The 17,590-nt window shown below is 64.9% G+C and carries 23 protein-coding genes and 1 pseudogene; 13 read left to right on the top strand and 11 right to left on the bottom strand.

Going from position 1 to position 17,590, the window contains the following annotated elements:
- The first annotated feature begins 129 nt into the window (after positions 1 to 129).
- Positions 130 to 642 (top strand): prepilin peptidase, encoded by a 513-nt coding sequence (locus SK803_RS42485; RefSeq protein WP_319971902.1) that lies wholly within the window; start codon positions 130 to 132, stop codon positions 640 to 642.
- A 353-nt stretch (positions 643 to 995) separates the two neighbouring features.
- Here SK803_RS42485 and SK803_RS42490 read toward each other — a convergent pair whose 3' ends face one another.
- The 8 genes from SK803_RS42490 to SK803_RS42525 all read right to left on the bottom strand — a co-directional run bounded on the left by SK803_RS42490 (position 996) and on the right by SK803_RS42525 (position 4,797).
- Positions 996 to 1,784, bottom strand: coding sequence for a sigma-70 family RNA polymerase sigma factor (locus tag SK803_RS42490; RefSeq protein WP_319971903.1), 789 nt, complete (start codon positions 1,782 to 1,784; stop codon positions 996 to 998).
- Positions 1,785 to 1,991: 207 nt separating this feature from the next.
- Entirely contained in the window at positions 1,992 to 2,276 is a 285-nt protein-coding gene (locus SK803_RS42495; protein ID WP_319971904.1) for a helix-turn-helix domain-containing protein, read from the bottom strand.
- 77 nt (positions 2,277 to 2,353) lie between these two features.
- On the bottom strand, positions 2,354 to 2,845 hold the full coding sequence (locus SK803_RS42500; protein ID WP_319971905.1) for a helix-turn-helix domain-containing protein: 492 nt from the start codon (positions 2,843 to 2,845) through the stop codon (positions 2,354 to 2,356).
- A gap of 12 nt (positions 2,846 to 2,857) precedes the next feature.
- The gene (locus SK803_RS42505) at positions 2,858 to 3,337 is read right to left on the bottom strand and encodes a hypothetical protein (protein ID WP_319971906.1); all 480 of its coding nucleotides are present in this window, start codon (positions 3,335 to 3,337) and stop codon (positions 2,858 to 2,860) included.
- 131 nt (positions 3,338 to 3,468) lie between these two features.
- Positions 3,469 to 3,873 carry a hypothetical protein gene (locus SK803_RS42510; RefSeq protein ID WP_319971907.1) on the bottom strand — a complete coding sequence of 135 codons (405 nt, stop codon included), beginning with the start codon at positions 3,871 to 3,873 and terminating at the stop codon, positions 3,469 to 3,471.
- Positions 3,870 to 4,133, bottom strand: coding sequence for a hypothetical protein (locus tag SK803_RS42515; protein ID WP_319971908.1), 264 nt, complete (start codon positions 4,131 to 4,133; stop codon positions 3,870 to 3,872). The genes SK803_RS42510 and SK803_RS42515 overlap by 4 nt, the downstream gene beginning before the upstream one ends.
- 14 nt (positions 4,134 to 4,147) lie before the next feature.
- Positions 4,148 to 4,489 carry a hypothetical protein gene (locus SK803_RS42520; RefSeq protein WP_319971909.1) on the bottom strand — a complete coding sequence of 114 codons (342 nt, stop codon included), beginning with the start codon at positions 4,487 to 4,489 and terminating at the stop codon, positions 4,148 to 4,150.
- Complete coding sequence (locus SK803_RS42525) at positions 4,486 to 4,797, bottom strand: zinc finger protein (RefSeq protein ID WP_319971910.1); 312 nt, start codon at positions 4,795 to 4,797, stop codon at positions 4,486 to 4,488. Before SK803_RS42525 ends, SK803_RS42520 begins: the two co-directional genes overlap by 4 nt.
- Before the next feature lie 453 nt (positions 4,798 to 5,250).
- Between SK803_RS42525 and SK803_RS42530 the strand changes: the two genes are divergently transcribed.
- The 3 genes from SK803_RS42530 to SK803_RS42540 all read left to right on the top strand — a co-directional run bounded on the left by SK803_RS42530 (position 5,251) and on the right by SK803_RS42540 (position 6,811).
- Positions 5,251 to 6,114: a helix-turn-helix domain-containing protein gene (locus tag SK803_RS42530; RefSeq protein WP_319971911.1), complete on the top strand. Its 864-nt coding sequence runs from the start codon at positions 5,251 to 5,253 to the stop codon at positions 6,112 to 6,114.
- A gap of 27 nt (positions 6,115 to 6,141) precedes the next feature.
- Positions 6,142 to 6,363, top strand: a complete 222-nt coding sequence (locus SK803_RS42535; RefSeq protein WP_319971912.1) for a DUF397 domain-containing protein — start codon at positions 6,142 to 6,144, stop codon at positions 6,361 to 6,363.
- Between the two features lie 151 nt (positions 6,364 to 6,514).
- Positions 6,515 to 6,811 (top strand): hypothetical protein, encoded by a 297-nt coding sequence (locus SK803_RS42540; RefSeq protein ID WP_319971913.1) that lies wholly within the window; start codon positions 6,515 to 6,517, stop codon positions 6,809 to 6,811.
- Positions 6,812 to 6,969: 158 nt separating this feature from the next.
- Here SK803_RS42540 and SK803_RS42545 read toward each other — a convergent pair whose 3' ends face one another.
- Positions 6,970 to 7,347, bottom strand: coding sequence for a hypothetical protein (locus SK803_RS42545; RefSeq protein WP_319971914.1), 378 nt, complete (start codon positions 7,345 to 7,347; stop codon positions 6,970 to 6,972).
- A gap of 726 nt (positions 7,348 to 8,073) precedes the next feature.
- On the opposite strand from SK803_RS42545, the gene SK803_RS42550 reads away from it, so the two are divergent.
- The 4 genes and pseudogenes from SK803_RS42550 (at position 8,074) to SK803_RS42565 (ending at position 10,588) form a co-directional block, all read left to right on the top strand.
- The gene (locus SK803_RS42550) at positions 8,074 to 8,322 is read left to right on the top strand and encodes a hypothetical protein (protein ID WP_319971915.1); all 249 of its coding nucleotides are present in this window, start codon (positions 8,074 to 8,076) and stop codon (positions 8,320 to 8,322) included.
- Complete coding sequence (locus SK803_RS42555; protein WP_319971916.1) at positions 8,319 to 8,906, top strand: RNA polymerase sigma factor; 588 nt, start codon at positions 8,319 to 8,321, stop codon at positions 8,904 to 8,906. The genes SK803_RS42550 and SK803_RS42555 overlap by 4 nt, the downstream gene beginning before the upstream one ends.
- An 83-nt stretch (positions 8,907 to 8,989) precedes the next feature.
- Positions 8,990 to 9,862 (top strand): annotated as a pseudogene (locus SK803_RS42560) (sigma-70 family RNA polymerase sigma factor); the annotation flags it as partial.
- A gap of 120 nt (positions 9,863 to 9,982) precedes the next feature.
- Positions 9,983 to 10,588: a response regulator transcription factor gene (locus tag SK803_RS42565; RefSeq protein WP_319971936.1), complete on the top strand. Its 606-nt coding sequence runs from the start codon at positions 9,983 to 9,985 to the stop codon at positions 10,586 to 10,588.
- 334 nt (positions 10,589 to 10,922) lie between these two features.
- Here SK803_RS42565 and SK803_RS42570 read toward each other — a convergent pair whose 3' ends face one another.
- Together SK803_RS42570 and SK803_RS42575 are read right to left on the bottom strand one after the other, a co-directional pair.
- On the bottom strand, positions 10,923 to 12,269 hold the full coding sequence (locus SK803_RS42570; RefSeq protein WP_319971917.1) for a hypothetical protein: 1,347 nt from the start codon (positions 12,267 to 12,269) through the stop codon (positions 10,923 to 10,925).
- A gap of 27 nt (positions 12,270 to 12,296) precedes the next feature.
- Entirely contained in the window at positions 12,297 to 12,785 is a 489-nt protein-coding gene (locus SK803_RS42575; protein ID WP_319971918.1) for a hypothetical protein, read from the bottom strand.
- Positions 12,786 to 12,906: 121 nt separating this feature from the next.
- On the opposite strand from SK803_RS42575, the gene SK803_RS42580 reads away from it, so the two are divergent.
- The 5 genes from SK803_RS42580 to SK803_RS42600 all read left to right on the top strand — a co-directional run bounded on the left by SK803_RS42580 (position 12,907) and on the right by SK803_RS42600 (position 17,470).
- The gene (locus SK803_RS42580; RefSeq protein WP_319971919.1) at positions 12,907 to 13,098 is read left to right on the top strand and encodes a hypothetical protein; all 192 of its coding nucleotides are present in this window, start codon (positions 12,907 to 12,909) and stop codon (positions 13,096 to 13,098) included.
- A gap of 17 nt (positions 13,099 to 13,115) precedes the next feature.
- The gene (locus SK803_RS42585; RefSeq protein WP_319971920.1) at positions 13,116 to 14,186 is read left to right on the top strand and encodes a DegT/DnrJ/EryC1/StrS family aminotransferase; all 1,071 of its coding nucleotides are present in this window, start codon (positions 13,116 to 13,118) and stop codon (positions 14,184 to 14,186) included.
- A 73-nt stretch (positions 14,187 to 14,259) separates the two neighbouring features.
- On the top strand, positions 14,260 to 15,459 hold the full coding sequence (locus SK803_RS42590) for an inositol monophosphatase family protein (RefSeq protein ID WP_319971921.1): 1,200 nt from the start codon (positions 14,260 to 14,262) through the stop codon (positions 15,457 to 15,459).
- 505 nt (positions 15,460 to 15,964) lie between these two features.
- Positions 15,965 to 17,251, top strand: a complete 1,287-nt coding sequence (fxlM, locus tag SK803_RS42595) for a methyltransferase, FxLD system (RefSeq protein ID WP_319971937.1) — start codon at positions 15,965 to 15,967, stop codon at positions 17,249 to 17,251.
- 15 nt (positions 17,252 to 17,266) lie between these two features.
- Positions 17,267 to 17,470 (top strand): FxLD family lanthipeptide, encoded by a 204-nt coding sequence (locus SK803_RS42600; RefSeq protein ID WP_319971922.1) that lies wholly within the window; start codon positions 17,267 to 17,269, stop codon positions 17,468 to 17,470.
- Positions 17,471 to 17,590 lie beyond the last annotated feature (120 nt).

Raw genomic sequence — 17,590 nt, forward strand, 5'->3', positions numbered from 1 at the left:
ACCGCGGCCAGCATCGGCTGCTGGGGCCTGGTCGGACTCGTCATCGCCAGCGTCCTGCGGATCGCCATCCAGCGAAGCTCACTTCTCCCGCCAGGGTGCGAGCGACTCTCGCCACCGGCCCTACTCGAAGTGGTCACCGCGGTCGCGTTCTCGGCACTGGCCTGGCGCATCGGCGCCGTACCCGACCTGTTCGCCTACTCCTGGCTCGCCGCGGTTGGTGTCCCGCTGGCCGCGATCGACTGGAACTCCCGCACGCTACCCACCCAGCTCATCTGGCCCGGCGGAATCGTCCTCGCTGCACTCTTCGGCATGGCTGCCCTGCTCAACCGCGACGCGTACCCGCTCCTCCGGTCCGGAGTTGGCATGCTCGTCCTACTCGCGTTCTACGGAGCGCTCTACTTCCTTCAACCCGGCCAGCTCGGCGGTGGAGACCTCCGACTCGCAGCTCTACTGGGCCTTGCTCTCGGGTGGCTCGGCTTGTCTGCGATTCTGGTCGGCACGCTCGTTGGCTGGTTCGGCGCTGCCCTCGCCCTGCTCGTGCTACGCATCAGTCGACCATCGAGGCCCAGTCATGATGTACCGCTCGGCCCGTTCCTGATCATCGGAGCCTTCAGCGTCGTGCTCACGCAGCAGATGACCTGACGCCTTCCAGGCCGTCTGCCGGCTAGCTGGAGCTGGGGCCTCTCACTCGGAACAGTCGCGGGTGCCCGTGGCCGGTCGTTACGTCATGCCGAGCCTCAGACCGCCGCCGAACCGAGTTGCAGGACCTGCGCAAGATCGCTGCCACACGGCCGGTCATCGAGCAGGCCAAGGGCATGATCACGCTCCTGACCCCTGCGACGACGATCTGACGTTCACCGTGCTGCCCGAGATCTCCCTACATATCAACGTCAAGCTGCACGACTTCGCCGCGATTCTTGCCGCCAGCGGCAGCAACGCCACCCCACAACTGGACGACGGGGTTGTGAAGGCCGTGCTCGCCGATGTTCGTATTGCTATGCCGAGCGCGCCCCGTGGATACGAGCGGGCATTGCTGGCGGTATGGCGTTCAGCGTCGCCAGCTCTGCGACAAGCTTGCGGCAACGCAGGCAGCCGCCGAGGTGTTGTTCCACCGCGGATCTGCGCCGGGTGCGTAACGTCTGACGGACCCATCCGCCCAGTTCGTCCACAATGGCCTTACAGCGTCCCGCCGGCCTGACGGTGTCAACATGCGCGGCAAGCCACGCTGTACGGAGGTCGTCACGAGCCCGATGCGCGCGGGCCGCAACGGCTCCCGGAGCGATCTCCAGAATCGGTGCCGCCTCGGCCGGGGACATGTTCAGAACCTCCGTGTACCAAAGGACCTGCTGCGACGTGCCGGGCAACCTCGCGAACGCGCGCACTACGAGCGCACGGTCCACGACGCCCTCGATTGCCAGGTCCAAGAAGGATTCCTGACGCACATGCCCGCGATCAGCATCGTCAACCGGCGGAGCCTCGGTGGGAACCTCACGCGCTAACTTCCGCGAGCGGGCGAACGCGAGGTTCGTGATCGTCCTCCACAGGTACGCGCTGAACGACTCGGTCGGCCCTCCACCGGCAAGCAAGGCCTCTAGTACCTGCATAAAGCCGTCAGAGACCAGCGCGTCAGCCTCGGCGCTGCAACGCGCGAAATAGCGGGCGCGACGTGTCGCCGCGGTGACGTGCCGCTCGTACAACGGACCGAACGCGCCCACGGTCCCAGCGCGTACAAACGCGACCAGGTCGGCGTCGCCGTGGCGCGTGTAGTCCACAGTGGCAGTCAACTTGGTCTCCTCCTTCGTTTCCCGGCAGCGCTCTTCGGTACTGGAGGTATCGGCCGCGGACCAACCAGGGGTGCACAGTGCCGATGTGCGTTTCCGGGAGGCCGAGCGAGACGGCGATCTGCGGCAGGCTGAGCCCGTCGGCCTTCGCATCGGCGACCCACAGCGCGCGTTCGTCGCGGTAGAGGCGGTAGGTCAGCCACCATGAGATCAGCATCCGCGCGTGTCGACCAGCGACGACGTCGTCGGAATCGGAGACGTCGTCGGGATCGGCTTCTGCTTGCTGCCGCCACGGGGCCGGAACTGGGCGCCGCCCTTGGACAGCCACCGGTGAACGGTTCCGTACGGGCGGCCGATGCTCTCGGCGATGTGCCGGATGCTCTCCCCGCTCTTGTAACGCCTGACAAGTCCCGCGAGGTACTTCTCGCGCTCCAATGGCGAGAGGTCAAGCGTCCTGGGTTTGGGCTTGGGCGTGCGCCTTGGCGTGGATGTCATCGTGAGTCCTCCTGGCCGGATGTGATTGATAAGGAGGGGCAGGGCCTCCCTGGAGAGCCCTGCCCCGGCAGCGCCTGTCAGCCGGGGGCAGGCGGCGACAGGCGGTAGACCTCGAAAATGTGCTCCTGCTCCTCTGCCGTGAGATGGCAGCCGGCGCAGGAGCACGTGCACTGCGGCGCGCACCGGCACCCGAAGGCCTTGTTACAGCACCAGTGCGCGAAGGACATCGCCGAGACCGGAGCCCCGACGAAGGCGAGCACGGCGGCCAGCTCGTGACGGCCGGGAACGTCGTCATAGTCGACCGGAAGCAATTTTCCTTGCGCTGCAAGGCATGTTTCGTAGACCTGCACGAGCACCCAAAAGACGCCTACGTCGAGGGCCGCGCAGAGGCGGGCGAGCGTCTCCATCGACGGCACCTTGTCGGCAAGGATGAACTTGCCGAGCGCGCCCGGCCCCAGGCGCGCACGCTTCACCGTCTCGTTGTAGGTCAGGCCAGAGTGCTCCTGGAGCGTCTTTAGCGTGTCCGCCATCGCGCGGCGGTAGGAGTTTCGGTCAACGTCGTGGTACACGTGAGGCCTTCGTCAGTCGCTGGTGGACACCTGATGCGGATCGTTGTCCGCCGGTAACGCCAGCTCGTTCAGATTCGCGGGCCGCAGGCGCCATGTCCGGATCAGTGCCCGGCGTTGGCGAAGGCTGAGATGGCAGCCCTCACACTCGCAGGAACAGTCAGCGCCGCACACGCAATCGAGTGGCGTTCGGCAACACCACTGGACAAAGGCCAGAGTGGACGTTGGCAGGCCGACCCACAGGTACGCCATCGCGACACTGAAGACGTTTGGGCTCTTCTCGAACGCCGACGGAGGAAGCTGTCCCTTCTCGTCCAACACGTACCGGTAGCTGTCGCAGAGCAGGCCCCACATATCGACATCGAGGAAGTCACACAGTCCGAACAGGTCGGTCAATGAGACCCAATGACGTCCAGACTCAAGGCCGACAACATCAGCCACGGGGATGCTCCACAGGCGAGATGGCCCTTTGACGTACATGTCTTCGACGTTCACGCCCCTGCGCTCTCGATGGGCCCGTAGCTCCACGCCGACCTTGCGCAACCACGCGGAGCGCACCGACTCGTTGACCTTTGTAAGCGAACGCACAACTTTCCCAAGGGAAGAAGGATGTCCAGAATGGACAGTTACTCGACCGCGTCGCCGTTCTGCTCGGGCCACGGGGTGATATCGACGTAGGTGCCGATGGCTAACGCTAAGGCGTCCTGGTTGCCGCGCCACAAAAAGAGCGCGGCGGCGCTCAACGCGCCGGTTCCGACAACCAGGGCGACAACTGCCCACGGGGAGTACGCCCCGGTAGCGACGCACAGGATCGCAACGACGTTCAGCGAGAGGCCGAGGGACAGCAGTACCGCCGCACGGCGCTCCGCCGTCGCCCAACCGCGGACAACCTTGCTGCGAGCCGTGAGCACACGGACAATCCGTGTCTGGGTTGGGCCGTCAAGGAGTTCGGCTTTTTGGGCGAGGTCGGTGAGGCGCGTCGTGGCGAACACGGCGCGCACATCCGGGAACCGGTCGAAGCCGTCACTCACGACGTCCACGCCCCTTCCGGCATGTCATCCAGCATGTCCCGAAGCCGGGCCTGCGTCACGGGGACCTGCTCCTCAAGCCTCTGCGCGATGTACGTGCCATATGCAAGCTGGCACTTTTCGCACTCGGGCGTCGTGTCACCTGTCGGCCCCAGCTGATCGGCGCCGTACTCCGCGCCGCACTCCGCCCTGCGTATCTCCCCGACGTAGTCCACCGGGAAGGCATGGCTTTCGTAGCCCTCGGTTTCGAGCAGGATCTCCAACGCCGCCACGGTAATCACCGGCTCGCCCTGCCTGGCCTCCACGCGGAGCACACACGCGCCTTCGACTCCTGCTGCTTCGGGCCGTTCAACGTCCAGGCCAGCCGGACGGCGAGCAGCATTCGGCACGGCCCCGGTAGGCGCTTCCACCAGCCGCGCCGGCACTCTCGACAGCGTCCGTCTGCGTCCGGTTTGTGCTGATCAACCAACGCAATCAGGGCAGCGACGAGGCGTGGCATGTCGCGCCTCGCGATGGAAAGAACGGAAGCGTCGTCACCGTCGGCTGCGACGGTGCCGAGCTGTTCCAAGTCGCGCGTCAACTCGTCGCGCAACATCTTCTCCAGAACGCCGTTCGTCATGAGCAGACTCCGGTCTTCGGACGCCGCATACGCGCAGGCCGCGGCTCGTCAAGGATGCTGCGGGGCGGAGGTAGAACGGGTCGCGGTTGCTGACCGGTCCGCGTGCGCCACTCCCGGTCACACGCCACGCACTCTGGCCACATTCCGTCCGGGTACTTCGGCGGCGCCGCATCCGGGATGACCACGGGCTCGCCGCACAGGGTGGTTCCGCTCAAGCCCGGCATCGTCAACTCACGCGGCACCGCATGGCGAGCGCCGTCGTACGGTAGCCACCGGAAGCGCTCGGGAGGCGTGAGTCCGGAGATCATCGCAGCCTCCACCCGGAGCGGTCGGCCAGGCACAAGGCAGGTGCCGTAGCGGGAACTGCGTGCCGCAGCTCCCCCACCAGTCCCAGGCCGATCAGCAGTTCAGTCGGCATAACGCACCTCCGGCAGTTCCCCGCTAGTCCGGGCTGCATGACGTTCGCCAGCTGCATAGATCGGCACGCGGGCGAACCCGCGGTCGTGCGAAGCGCCACTTGTCTGCGAGGTGGCCCGGACACCACCGATGCGAGGGGAGCGCATACGGCAGGCCGGACCACCTGACCCGCCTCGGTCTTGCTCGAACCCGCGAAGGCTGAGACGGGCCGTCGACAACGTCGACCGCAGTCGAAGTTACCTTAGGAATAATTCCTCAGGGAATAATCCGTTCGGTGGACGTGCCTCGCGTCGCTCGTTCGAGGTCGGTCACACTTGGTCACCTCAGGAGGCACAGGAGGATGGATGGCGAAGGACGCTCAGCCGCGAACACCGTTCGTGAGAAGCCGCCTGGGCGAGAGGCTGCGTGAGCTCCGCGAGGAGGCCGGCGTCTCGGTGAAGGCGATCGCCGAGAGGCTTGATCTTCGACAGGGCACGCTGAGCAAGATGGAAACTGGCCAGCAGTCGATCCGCCTCGCCTACGTCGAGATCATGTGCCAGGAGTATGGCGCCAGCGAGGAAGAGACAGCCGAGCTGAAGAAGTGGGCCAAGCAGACGAGCCAAGCCAACCCACTTCAGACCTACAGCGATGTCGCCAATGCCGAGACCCTGGACTGGGCGCAAGTCGAGGGCATCTGCGACGAGATCTGGGCACACGGCACCGGCCAGCCCTACGGCCCGTTCCAGTCGCCCGACTACATCCGCGCTCTCCGCAGGGCAGTGCAGCCCGAGAGCACCGTCGCAGACCTCGATCGATCCGTAGAGCTACGCCAGATCAGACTGGAAAAGCTGGAAGGCAAGATCGTTCACGTGACGATCGACGAGGCGATGCTTCACCGAATGGTCGGCGGGCCGTCGGTCATGAAGGGACTCTGCCGCCACCTACAAGAAGTGGCCGCTAAACCTGGCAAGAAGGTTCAAATAATTCCCCTCGAAGCTGGCGGGTACGTAGTCCAGGACGCCGGCTTCCGGATCGCCCACGGCGTACCTCCGGAGCCCAAGGCGGACGTGGTCCACCTCGAACACGACCGGGTCGCCTGGTACTTGGGCGGAGAGCACCTGGCCCGCTACAAGACCATCTTCGAGTGGATGATCGATCCGGAGCAGGGCGTTGCGCTGACGCCAGAGGAGAGCTGGAACCTTCTGGATAGACTGGCCACGAACCTGTGAAGGCAACCCTGAAGGGCGGGTGCGGGTATGGAAGGTGACCTGTACCGTTTTAAGAAGAGCACGTATTCAGACAATGGATCCGGTGGTTGCGTCGGTGTCGCGTTAGCCGGTGGTGGCGTCCGAATCCGTGACGAGAAGGACCCGCTCGGAGATCAGCTTGTTTTCGGCGCCAGCGCCTGGGGAGAGCTGCTGGCTCAACTGAAGACCATGCCATGGCCGACGAGCATCGTCCGCAAGAGCAATCAATAGGGCATCAATTGCGAGAGGCCTTCTTACGCCTACCATGCGTAAGAAGGCCTCTCCTGTTTGGGTAAAGCGCTGACCGTGACGTCAATCGCGAACATCTCCGGCGCAGGGCCGTCTCGATCGGGTGAGACCTGCGGTCCGGATCATGACGACCATGACCGATCGACTGCTAGGTGAACTGCCCAACTTCTTCGACATGGGCGAAGCCCGCACGCTCGGCGAGCTGGTGCTGGCGCACCTCGGGCCGACCGCCGGCGCCTATGACGTGGCCGCAGTCGAGCGCGACTACCTCGTCACGGTGAACAAGCGCCTGGAGGACACCGGACTCAGCGTGGACGAGAACGGCGACGTCCACGCTGACGGCTTCGTTGACGACGACATCCGCGAACTGCTCGACGACGCCTTCTTCCGCGCAGACCTGACGCGTATCGCCGCCGCCCACAAACTCTGAGCCGGGCCGAGTACGGTTGCCGTGCTCGCAAGTCGTGTTCTTGTACTCCTAGCGATGGATCAGGAGCCTGCTGATCTTGATGGAAGGGTCGGGTTCGAGATCTGGACCTCCGCCGGCGCGTCCCAGCGTGCGCTGTTTCTCCGTGAGGAAGCGCCGCGCTACTGCTGCCGCAGCCTTACTCGGGCTGGAGGTTCTGAGTCGAGTTCGACGAGTCCGGCACGCTCCAGCACGACGGCCACATAGTTGGCTGTCTGTCGCTTGACGTGTCGCTTCAGGTACCCGTCGAGGGCTGTCTCGTCACCGCGAACGTCGCGATTGGCGCCGATACGAATCCAACCGCGTTCTCGCAGGAAGCCCGTGATGCCTTCGAGGCACGCCCAGCTGAACGTTGTCGGAGTCTCTTTCGGGCCGAACAGCAGGACCAGCCCGGATGCATCCATTTCGTGGACAACGAATGTGGCCCGGTCGGTCGGCGTTGGCAAGCGTGTGCCGAGCGGGATCTGTGCGCGAATGGCGGCTTCGACGGGACCCGACATGGCCGGATTGTTTCCCCGTCAGCTCGTGGCCGCAACCACCGACCGTGCCCGTGACGCTGCGGGAGAAGCTGCTGTGAGCTCGTCAAGATCCACAGCTGAGCCTCCGATCCGGATAGGGTCCCCGACTAGTGAGCTCCCGTAGTCAAACTGGCGCGAGTCCTCAGCGGTTGCCGCGGTGAGTGATCACCAGGTGCGTACGTGCTCCAAGTCGTGCCGGCCTGTGCGGCGAGCTTGGTTCTGGTGCCGTGGTGGTAGCCGAGGGCGTCGGCGACGATCGCGGCGGACATTTTCAGCATGGTGTTGTCGGATGGCCGCGCCGCGTCGTGCGGTGGTGGGAACTCCGAACTGGTGGGGACCCCGGCAGAGCGGCCACGCGTGCGGCGAGTTCCTGCGGCAGCGGAGACACCGTGACGGTGAACGTGGTCAGCACCAGCGCCCGGTTTCACTCACATGTCGTGACGATCGCGTTGGGCGGAACCCGGAGCGATGCGATCGAGCCGGTAGTTGAGCGCAACCGGCGGCGGTACCCGACCTCGATCGAGTAGTCGACGTCACGAGGAAGAAACTGGACGGCACATCCCTCACCAGCTGGGTCAATGGGCTTGCCCCCTTGTTTCAAGGCTTGCGCTGCACCTCCGAGGAGAAAATTTCGGGCCTGGCCCTTGTCAAACCTCGGCACGCGGAGACATACCACTTCGACGGAGGCGTCGACGAGGAAGGATCCCGATGATCGAGCTGACTGTCCCGCAGGTGGCAGGTGTGCTGCCCGAGCCGCACCGGCTGGTCAAGCTGGCTGACACGGTGGTACGCGTGCGTGGCGAGGTTGCCTTGGCCGAACAGCGCAAGGAGACGATGACCGCCCTCGCGTCGACACTCGTCGCGGGAGGTCAGGCCGCAACGGTCACCGCGCGCGAGTCGGGTGGCATCGAGTGGACGATCTCCATCGGGGGCAGCGCGGAGCCCACGACGACGTGACCTCTACCAGCCCTGAGGAGCAGCTCCCCGAACAGGTGTTCAGGGAGCTGTTCCACGCGCACGCACCGACGGTCAGGCGGTACATCCACCCGCGGATCGACGACGTCGAAGAGCGCGGCGAAGTGTTTCAACAAGTGTGGCTGAGATTCTTCGCCTACATGCAGAAGAATCCCGTGGACAACGTCGGCGGGTTTCTGGTGGCGCTGGCCATGAGGCGAGTGAAGGACTGGTACGGGCGCTCTGTCAAATGTGAGAAGGCGTCTGACGCGATCGGCACGAGCGGTACAGGCGATCCCTTGGTGCACAGGGAGAACGAGCTGCTCATCAGGCAGCTTCCACGTGGTACAGGGGATGTCGAGTTGCGTCTGGACCTGGCGAAAGCGTTGTGCGAGCTCACACCTGAGGATCGGCTCGTCCTCAGCCTGACCTACGTCGACAGGCTCACCAACAGGGAGGTCGGCGTCGTGCTGGGCGTCAGCCAGCAATGCGTCAACCAGAGACTGCACAGAGCCCTGGGACAACTGAGGGTGTCTGAACATCTCAAAAACTACGGTTACGACGGCAACAGGGAGGTGTGGGAGTGAACGCAAGTAGCCACCACGACGACGGCAACGTCTCGGACCTCCACACCGGAGCGCGAGCTCTGGATGCCGAGTTCGACGAGCTCATGACGCGGTTCGAGCAACTCGACCGGCGCCAACTGGACGTCCTGTACAACGAAGCTGAACAAGCTCTGCCGCATACCTACACAGCCGGTTCAGCACTCTCAGCGATCCGGGAGTGGCCACGCCAGGTGAAGGCGTTGGTCTCGTCGGAGCGGTTCACCACCCAGCCGAAGCCGGAGAAGAGCCGTGTAGCGATCGCGAGATCGGCCCGTCCGCCGTCGGACGCTGACCTTCTCGATGCCGTCCGTGCAGGCCATGTCGAGGCGTACGGCACGCTCTACGAACGCCACGTGCGGTCCGCCAACATCCTGGCGATGCAGCTGTCCACGTCCGCCGCAGACGCCGACGACCTGGTGTCCGACGCGTTTGCCAAGGTCCTGGCCGCGCTGTGTTCGGGTGGCGGTCCCGGTTCGGCGTTCCGGCCATACCTGCTCACCGCTGTGCGTCACGCGGCCTACGACAGGACCCGCAAGGAAAAGCGGCTCGAACTGGCGGGCGCCATCGAGGAGGTCCCCGGCGCCAGCAGGGCGACCAGCGTGCCATTCCACGACAAGGCGGTGGAAGATCTCGACCAGGCGCTGGCCGCCTCCGCGTTCGCCACGCTGCCCGAGGTGTGGCAGACCGTGTTGTGGCACACCGCGATCGAGGGCCAGTCTCCCGGTGAGATCGCGCCGTTGCTGGGACTGACCTCGAACGGTGTCTCCGCGATGGCGTTCCGTGCCCGCGAGGGGCTGCGCAAGGCGTTCCTGCAGGCGCACGTGAACCAGCAACCTGCGGAACGCTGCCGTGCGACGGTAACGAAACTCGGCGCGTGGACACGCGGCGGGCTCAAGGGACGAGAGGCCGCCCAGCTCGACGCGCACATGGATCACTGCGCCGAATGCCGCAAGCTCGCTCGCGAACTGGCCGACGTCAACGGTGCGCTGGGCGGAAACACGGCGCCGGGAGCAGCCACCCCCACGCTGTCCACGCCTTCACTGGCACGCAGCCAATACATCAGTGTGCTGCTTGCTGGCGACGTGACACCAGTGCCTGGTGCGCTTGACACCTTGCTGAACTCCGAACCAGATCTGCACGTCGTGGCCTCGGTGGCGAGCCGTGACGAGATCATTCCGGCAGTGGTGCGAAGCAAGCCGGACGTGGTGGTGCTTGACCTCGGTCTGCACAGTGTGGGGGGTCTTTCCGCGACAACCTCGATCTACGACACGGCACCTGAGACGCGCATCCTCGTTCGCACGAGTTTGGGTCGGCCGGGCACCTTGCGTCGTGCTCGCAACGCCGGCGTCAACGGCATCATCCTGAGGGACGCTCCGGCCGGTGAGCTCGCGGAGGCCATTCGCGGCGTCGCAACCGGACGCCGGATCGACTCACAGCTCGCGCTCGACGAGATGGCATGGGACAACGATCAGCGTCCGTTGACCCGGCGCGAGCTAGATGTGCTGCGGCTGGCTTCCGACGCCGCTGACACCAGGGAGATCGCCAGGACGTTGTACCTGTCCGTCGGAACCGTTCGGAACTGCCTGACCGCCGCGACGGCCAAGCTTGAGGCCCGCAACCGGGTCGATGCCCTGCGCATCGCCCGAACGGCTGGTTGGTACTGAGAAGCGGGGGTTCCGCGACGATGGCGTCGCCCAGAAAACGGGCGTGTAGAGAGCGCTCGTTCGTCGCGGTACCACCTCAAGCGAGGCCCGGCGCCCGATAAGGTTGCCCGGCAAATTCCAAGAGTTGTTCCACGGAACAGGTGGACGATGACGGACGACGACCCGCCCGGCCGATCCGCTAATGACCTACCGCCTGATGGCGACGTCGTACCTGACGTTGAAGAAGACCGGCCAGCAATTCGACCAAGCAGGCCTGCCGGAACTGGTGACAAAGTACCGCCCCACCGCCCCACCGCCGTGGCGGCGTGGGGCATTCCGACCACGTTTCCCCTGTTCAACGCCCAATCAGGGTGTCGTGAATATGATCGTCGAGCTCAGATAGAAAGTCCTCGGCTCGCCACGGCCGAAGGTTGTGTCGGGCCAACCGAATCCGCTGTGCGGCGACACGGCCGCCCGTGGCCGCGGTGATGTCGACAGCTTCGTGCAGGAGAGCGACGCAGGCGGCCGGATCACCCAGGCGCAGCCGCGCGAGAGCCAAGTCGGTGTTGACGATGCCACGTTGGACAGCGTCTTTCGACAACCGCAAAGCGGCGACCGACCGGTTGAGGGTGTCGTGTGCATGGCTGGCGTTACCCGCATGGAGCGCGCACAGGCCATCGAATCCGTTCAAGCGGTCGGCATTGAACCCGCCGTGCGGATCGTCAACGGTCAGCTGCTCTACGGTCTTCCACGCTCGATCCAGGGCAGCAGCCGCCTCGTCGGCTTGACCAGCCCGAGCGCAGATTTCAGCATGCACGGCGTGGGCGCGAGCCCGAATCGCGTAACTGGAGCCGCGGTGGGCTTCGACGGTGGCCTCGCGGGCAATTGTCCGCGCCGCCTCCAGGTTGCCAGTCGCGTGCAAGGTCACCATGGTGTGGCTCGTCTGGACCGCGGCTCGATGGCTGCGGTCCGTGAGGTGCTCGGCCGCCTTGGTCGCACCGGTGTACAGCGCCATCGCCGCCTCGTCATCACGGGTCTCGAAGGCCAAGCGGCCAGCCAACGAGTACGCGGACGTGGCGAGCAGTGCCAACTCCTCCCGCGGACCGATCTGGTCGAGCTCCAGGAGGTGTCGGCACGACTCGACGACCGGCGCGAGCTGGAGCTGGAGACGAACGAATGGCGCCGCCCCGATCCGTCCGTTGATCTCGGCGACTGACTTGTGCAGCCGGTTGATGACCTCGTGGTCGAGTTTCGACGGGTCACGCTGGACCGCGGCGATGGTCGACTGCGTTCCAGCCGACAGCAGCATGAGGAGGTCATCACTACTGGATCGCCCGCTCCGGCTGACCAGCTCGACGAGCTGTCGTACGCGCTGAGACGGCGTTCCGAAATGACGAAGGGCGTCCATCAGGATGTCGAAATCGGATCCGGGACCAATCGCCAGGTCGCCGGTCGCGGTTCGCGCATAGAGGTGTGCCAGAAGGAATTGGTAGCGGTCACCTGGGGTGGTTCGGTCGGACGTGCTCTCCCAACGAGCGACAGTGCGCTGAATGCTTGCGACCTGCCTGTTCATCAGGGAAGCGATTGCGAGTTGGCGCGCGGTGTCCCGGAGCGCTCGGGCCAGGTCAGCCCAGGACCAGCCGCGCCCTTCGCGCAACTGGCGCAGCAGGAGCGCCCCGAGATCCCGATCGGCCATGGTCACGATGTCCAGTACACCATCTGTACGAGGTCAGACCGGTATGACTAGCCGCGGCTTTCCCTGCTCGGCGGCGTAGTTCACCGTGTACCAGGTGCCGCTGGTCGGCTCGGTGTTTCGGGGAAAGCCAATCACGAAGCCGCTGCGATCAACCATCCAGCGGTTGCGAGTGTGGTAAGCGGCAGTGCCCAACCGATCAGCGCCTAACTCGACGACCTCAGCGAGCCGGCCCGAGTCCTGCCATCGGCGGATGGAAGCAGCAGCCGCTGCCGGTTGGTCGGTCACCGTGCAGGGGACCACAACGGTCAGTGACGCCTGAGTGCGTTCGGCCAGCCAGTCCAGCGCAGCTGTGTCGATGCCAGCGGCACCTCCGAGGTAGAAGTGCGCGTCCGGACCGGCGAACGGCTGGAGGTAGTCACCGAACAGGACTCGCAGCTGCGCCTCAGACTCGGCGGGGACCGAGCGGGTACCGGTGATCGTCACGTGTCGCGCCACGCTCGCCTGCGCCTCCGCGAATGTCATCGAATGTCATCTGCCCTCGTCGTACCTGGCCACGATCTCATGAACGCACCGGCTGCGGCGAGGGATGCCCCGACCTTGCCGCGGTCAGTTGCCCAACCCGACGACGACCACGGTGATCACGATGAGCCTGCTGAACACGAGGACCCGCCTCATGGTGGAACACGGGTTGTCAAGCGCCGCCGATGACATGCTTCATCAGTTGGTCGGCAACAGGTTCGCCTTCCACGTCTGCGGCAAGCGACTGGATCGTGTGGTACGTGCGGAAGATCGTCCTGAATCGGCCGCATGCCTGAGTTCCGGATCCGCTGTATGACACCCACCTTGAGTGACGTGCTTTCGTCCATCGCGGCAGGGATGCCGGATCCTTGGGCGACCAGCCAAGTGGATCTGTACGAGAGCGAGCTGGCTCAACACTTCGGCACCGCCGAGGCGATCGCCGTAGCGAGTGGAACCGCTGCCCTGCATTGCGCTCTGATCGCGCTCGATGTGAAGAAGGGCGACGAGGTCCTCATCTCGGCAGCCTCATCGCCAAGTTCGGTCGCTCCGATCCTCTACATGGGCGCCGTGCCGATCTTCGTCGATAGCGGCACTCGCGGCGTTGGTCTCGATCTCCAAGACGTCGCGTCCAAGATCACCGACCGGACCCGCGCAATCATGTCCGTACATCTCTGGGGCCGTACCGGCGACATCGTCAGGCTCGTCGAGTTCGCGGGATCGCACGGACTCAGGGTTGTAGAGGACGCCCGTGACGCAGTCGGTACTCGCTTCGACGACCAACACGCCGGCACGTTCGGTGATCTAGGATGTATGTCCACAAGCGACAGGCAGGTCCTCTGGTCCGGTCAGGGAGGCTTTGTCCTTACTGATGACGAAGAACTGGCGTACCGCTGCCGTGCTGCGCGCAGCCACTGGCAAACTCCGCCGCCTGGTCACCGGGTACACGACCGGCTTGGCCATAACTACACGCTCGCTGAACCTCTTGCAGCGATCGCCCGTTTCAACCTGGCCAGGCTCGACAAGCTGCTCGCCCATCGCGTGCACCAGACAACGTTGCTGGCGGGGTTGTTGGACGACACGCCGCGCCTCCGGCTAGCCGAGGGCGTGCGCTTCGAGGACCTGAACCACCAGTATCCGCTGTTTCGACTCGACGTGCCTCGACCGCGGGGGTTCTGCGCACGCCTTGCGGCGCTTGGCGTGCTCAACTGCGTTGGCAGCCTCTTGACGGTCGCGGCCGACAAAGTCCCGCTGTTCGGGCGTTACGCCGACGGCGGCTGCCTTCGAGCAGGCAACTACATCGACTCAAGCCTCGCCGTCATTCTCACCGAACGAGACTCGGACGACAGGATCCGCCAGATCGCCTCAGTTATCGACAAGGAGGCGCGAACGTGGCCGTCGGAATGAACGTGGTGCTGCTACAGGACACCCTGCGCCCTGTCCGCACCCAACTCTCAGCAGAAGGGCGCTCGGGATCTCGATGAGCACATTCGACACGGCACGCCTGCTTGACGTTGCGCACGGTGCTATGGACAAGGCGATCAAGCTCCTGATGTGCAACCAAACCGGCGAAGTTCAGGCCAAGGGTGATCGCGATCTGGTGACCGAGGTCGAGCTGGACATCGAACGACTCGTAAGAGAGCACCTCCGGGAGCAGACGCCGGAAGTCGGCTTCGTCGGTGAGGAGACCGGGGCGACCGGCAACCCGGACGCGTACTGGGTGCTCGTTCCTGTTGACGGGACTGTCAACTTCGTTCACGGTGTTCCGTTGTGCGCTGTGGTTCTCGGACTCGTCCACGCTGATCAACCCGTTCTCGGCGTCATCGACACGCCCTTTCTCCGCCACCGGTACTGGGCAACGAGGGGTCACGGGGCATTCCGAGACGGCGAACCCATAGCCGTATCGCGAACGAGAACCCTTGAGGAGTCACTGATCTCGCTCAGCGACTACGGAGCAGGACAGGGAGGCGCAGCGCGAACAAGAGCCTCCGCCAAGCTGGACCAGGCGCTTTCTCAACGCGCACAACGAGTTCGACGAACTGGGTCGTCGGCGGTCGAGCTGGCGTGGGTCGCTGATGGAGCTCTCGATGCCAGTCTCACGCTGAGCAACCGCAGCTGGGACACCGCAGCTGGAGCGATCATCGCCCGCGAAGCCGGCGCGCTCGTCGTTGACGCGAACGGTAGCCAGCACAACATGAGTTCGCGTTGTGCCGTCGCAGTGACACCGAGCTTGGGGGGTGCGCTGCTCCCGCTTCTGCGCGTTCTCCGCGGTACTCGCTACTGGCCGATCTCAGCGATCGACGACGAGTCAGGCTCGACTGCACGGTCTGCAGGAGAACGCGTTGTCGGCGACACAGCCTTCTTGGCGACGATCGGGGTGGGCATCGGCGACGACGACACTGCGGACACGGTTGCCGAGAAGGAGTTCTCATCGTCGCGCGATGCACAGACCTGGATCGAGCGAGAACTGCCCGCAGCCGAGTTCCCTGCCTGGGTCGTTCGACGCCCGCGGGGCGCAGCTGGGGCGTTCCTGTTCGGCGCGGTCCAGCGCGGACGTTACGACATGGAAGCCAATGGCTGTGTTGCGTGGCAGATGGAAGAACGCTCGGTCGACGACGTGGAGGCATACCTGGTCGAAGGGCAGGTGCAATGGCGCAACGCTCAAGGCGCGGCGGTGTGACAAGTGGAGAAGGTCCGCAAGTCTCGCGCCGTGATCGTTGCGGCAGGCAGCCCACTCGGCCAAGCAAGCCAAGCAGTTGATGACCTGGCAGCACATCTGCCGACGCGAGATGAGCCGTGGGCGTGCCCGTTGTGCTCGGATCGATCCTGGCCATGCCGCTTATTCGATGATGCCGCGCACCGCGCCCTGGCAGCAGGCTTGCGACTCAGCGATCTGGTTCCTCTTGATTTGCACGAACGCCTGTGGCCGCCGAAGGGAGCGCGAACACCACCGGCCTATAACCGGAACCCTGGCAGTTGGTTCGGCCAGAGTGAGCAGGATCGATAGCAACGACGAGTCGCCACCTAGCCAGCGCCCAAACGAGCCGAGGCTGTGGCACGGAGTAACACTTGAAGGTTACTCATCGTGACCTTGCCGATACGGTACAACCCCTGGCCTGCACATTTCCGAGAAGAAGTTTCACCTTCAACCGCAACGAAAACGACGAGGAAGACCTGTGAACGACATGGCTGTACCCCCAGGCGCGAACAGCGACGCCGCCGAGCCGGACCGCGCCGCCGAGCTGCGCAAGCAGATGGTCGACACCCTCATCATCGAGGGCACCATCGTGTCGGCCCAGGTCGAGGCAGCGATGCGCAAGGTGCCCCGAGAGCTGTTCGCTCCAGGTGTAGACCTGGATGAGGTCTACCAGCTCTACAACGGCGTGGTCACCAAGCGCGACGAAGCGGGAACTTCGGTCAGCTCGGTCTCCGCACCGCAGGTGCAGGCCCACATGCTGGAGCAGGCGGAGATCACCGAAGGCATGAACGTGCTGGAGATCGGCTCCGGCGGATACAACGCCGCGCTGATCAAGGAGCTCGTCGGCCCCTCCGGACGGGTAACCACGGTCGACATCGACTCGGACATCACGGACCGGGCCAGCCGCTTTCTTGGGGAGGCGGGCTACTCGGGGGTCAACGTCGTGCTGGCTGACGCCGAGTTCGGTGTTCCAAAGCACGGTCCCTACGACCGCATCCTCGTCACCGTCGGCGCGTGGGACATCCCACCGGCCTGGGTGGACCAGCTGTCCGAGTCTGGGCTTCTCATCGTTCCTTTGCAGATCAGGGGCCTCTCACGAACGATCGCGTTCGAGAAGGCGGACGGGTACCTGGTCAGCCGATCAGCTCGACTGTTCGGCTTCGTGCAGATGCAGGGCGCCGGAGCGCACCAGGGCAAGCTCCTCGTGATGCGCGGGGGTGAAGTCACCCTGCGGATGGACGATGAGATCCCCGCCGACCCGGCCGCGCTGGAAGACGTGTTCGACACGCCGCGGGTGGAGGTGTGGAGCGGGGCCACCATCGGTCGATTCGAGCCGTGGGCCGACACCCAGATGTGGCTCGCGACCGCGCTGCCTGGGTTCTGTCGGGTGGTCGTGGACAAGAAATTGAGTACCGGTCTGATCTCCCCACCCGGAAGCCACTCGGCCGCCATGGCTGTGGTTGCTGGCGAAAACCTGGCGTACGTCACGACACGTAACACCGCGAACGAGAACGACGTGGAGTTCGGTGCTCACGCCTTCGGCCCGGAGGCCGAGAAGCTTGCGGACGAAGTAGCAGAACAGCTCCGGATCTGGAAGCACGAGCACCGCGGCGGACCCGGCCCGCAGTTCCGGGTCTACCCGATCGGCACGGCAGACGACCAGATTCCCGAAGGCCGTGTCGTCGACAAGAAACACAGCCGGATCACGATCTCCTGGCCGAATGCGGCAGACGCTGCGGCTGGTCAGGTGGCCCTGCATCAACACACCAAGTAAAGGAGAGTGACCCGTATGTTGGAGGTCCTGTCTTCGGGCGGCGCCACGGCGCTGGCAGAGCGACCTGCCGCTGCGAGTGAGGATGAGTTCGCGCTCGACGTTCGGGTGGTCGTGGCCTATGGCCCGGTCATGGGGGACTGCCCGACGGACGACGGATGCGGCAACACCTGCGCCGGCAGCGACAGTTCCTGCAACTCGTTCGCAGACGACCCTTCCTGATCCTCTGGGTGCTGCTGGTGCGCTGCGTCGCACCAGCAGCACCCGGCAGCTATTCCGCCGGTCGCAGAGTCCCAGGAGCCAAGACGTGACACCCAGGTCATCGACGACGTACGTGCATGC

The organism is Lentzea miocenica (assembly GCF_033949945.1).
Lineage (GTDB): Bacteria > Actinomycetota > Actinomycetes > Mycobacteriales > Pseudonocardiaceae > Lentzea > Lentzea miocenica.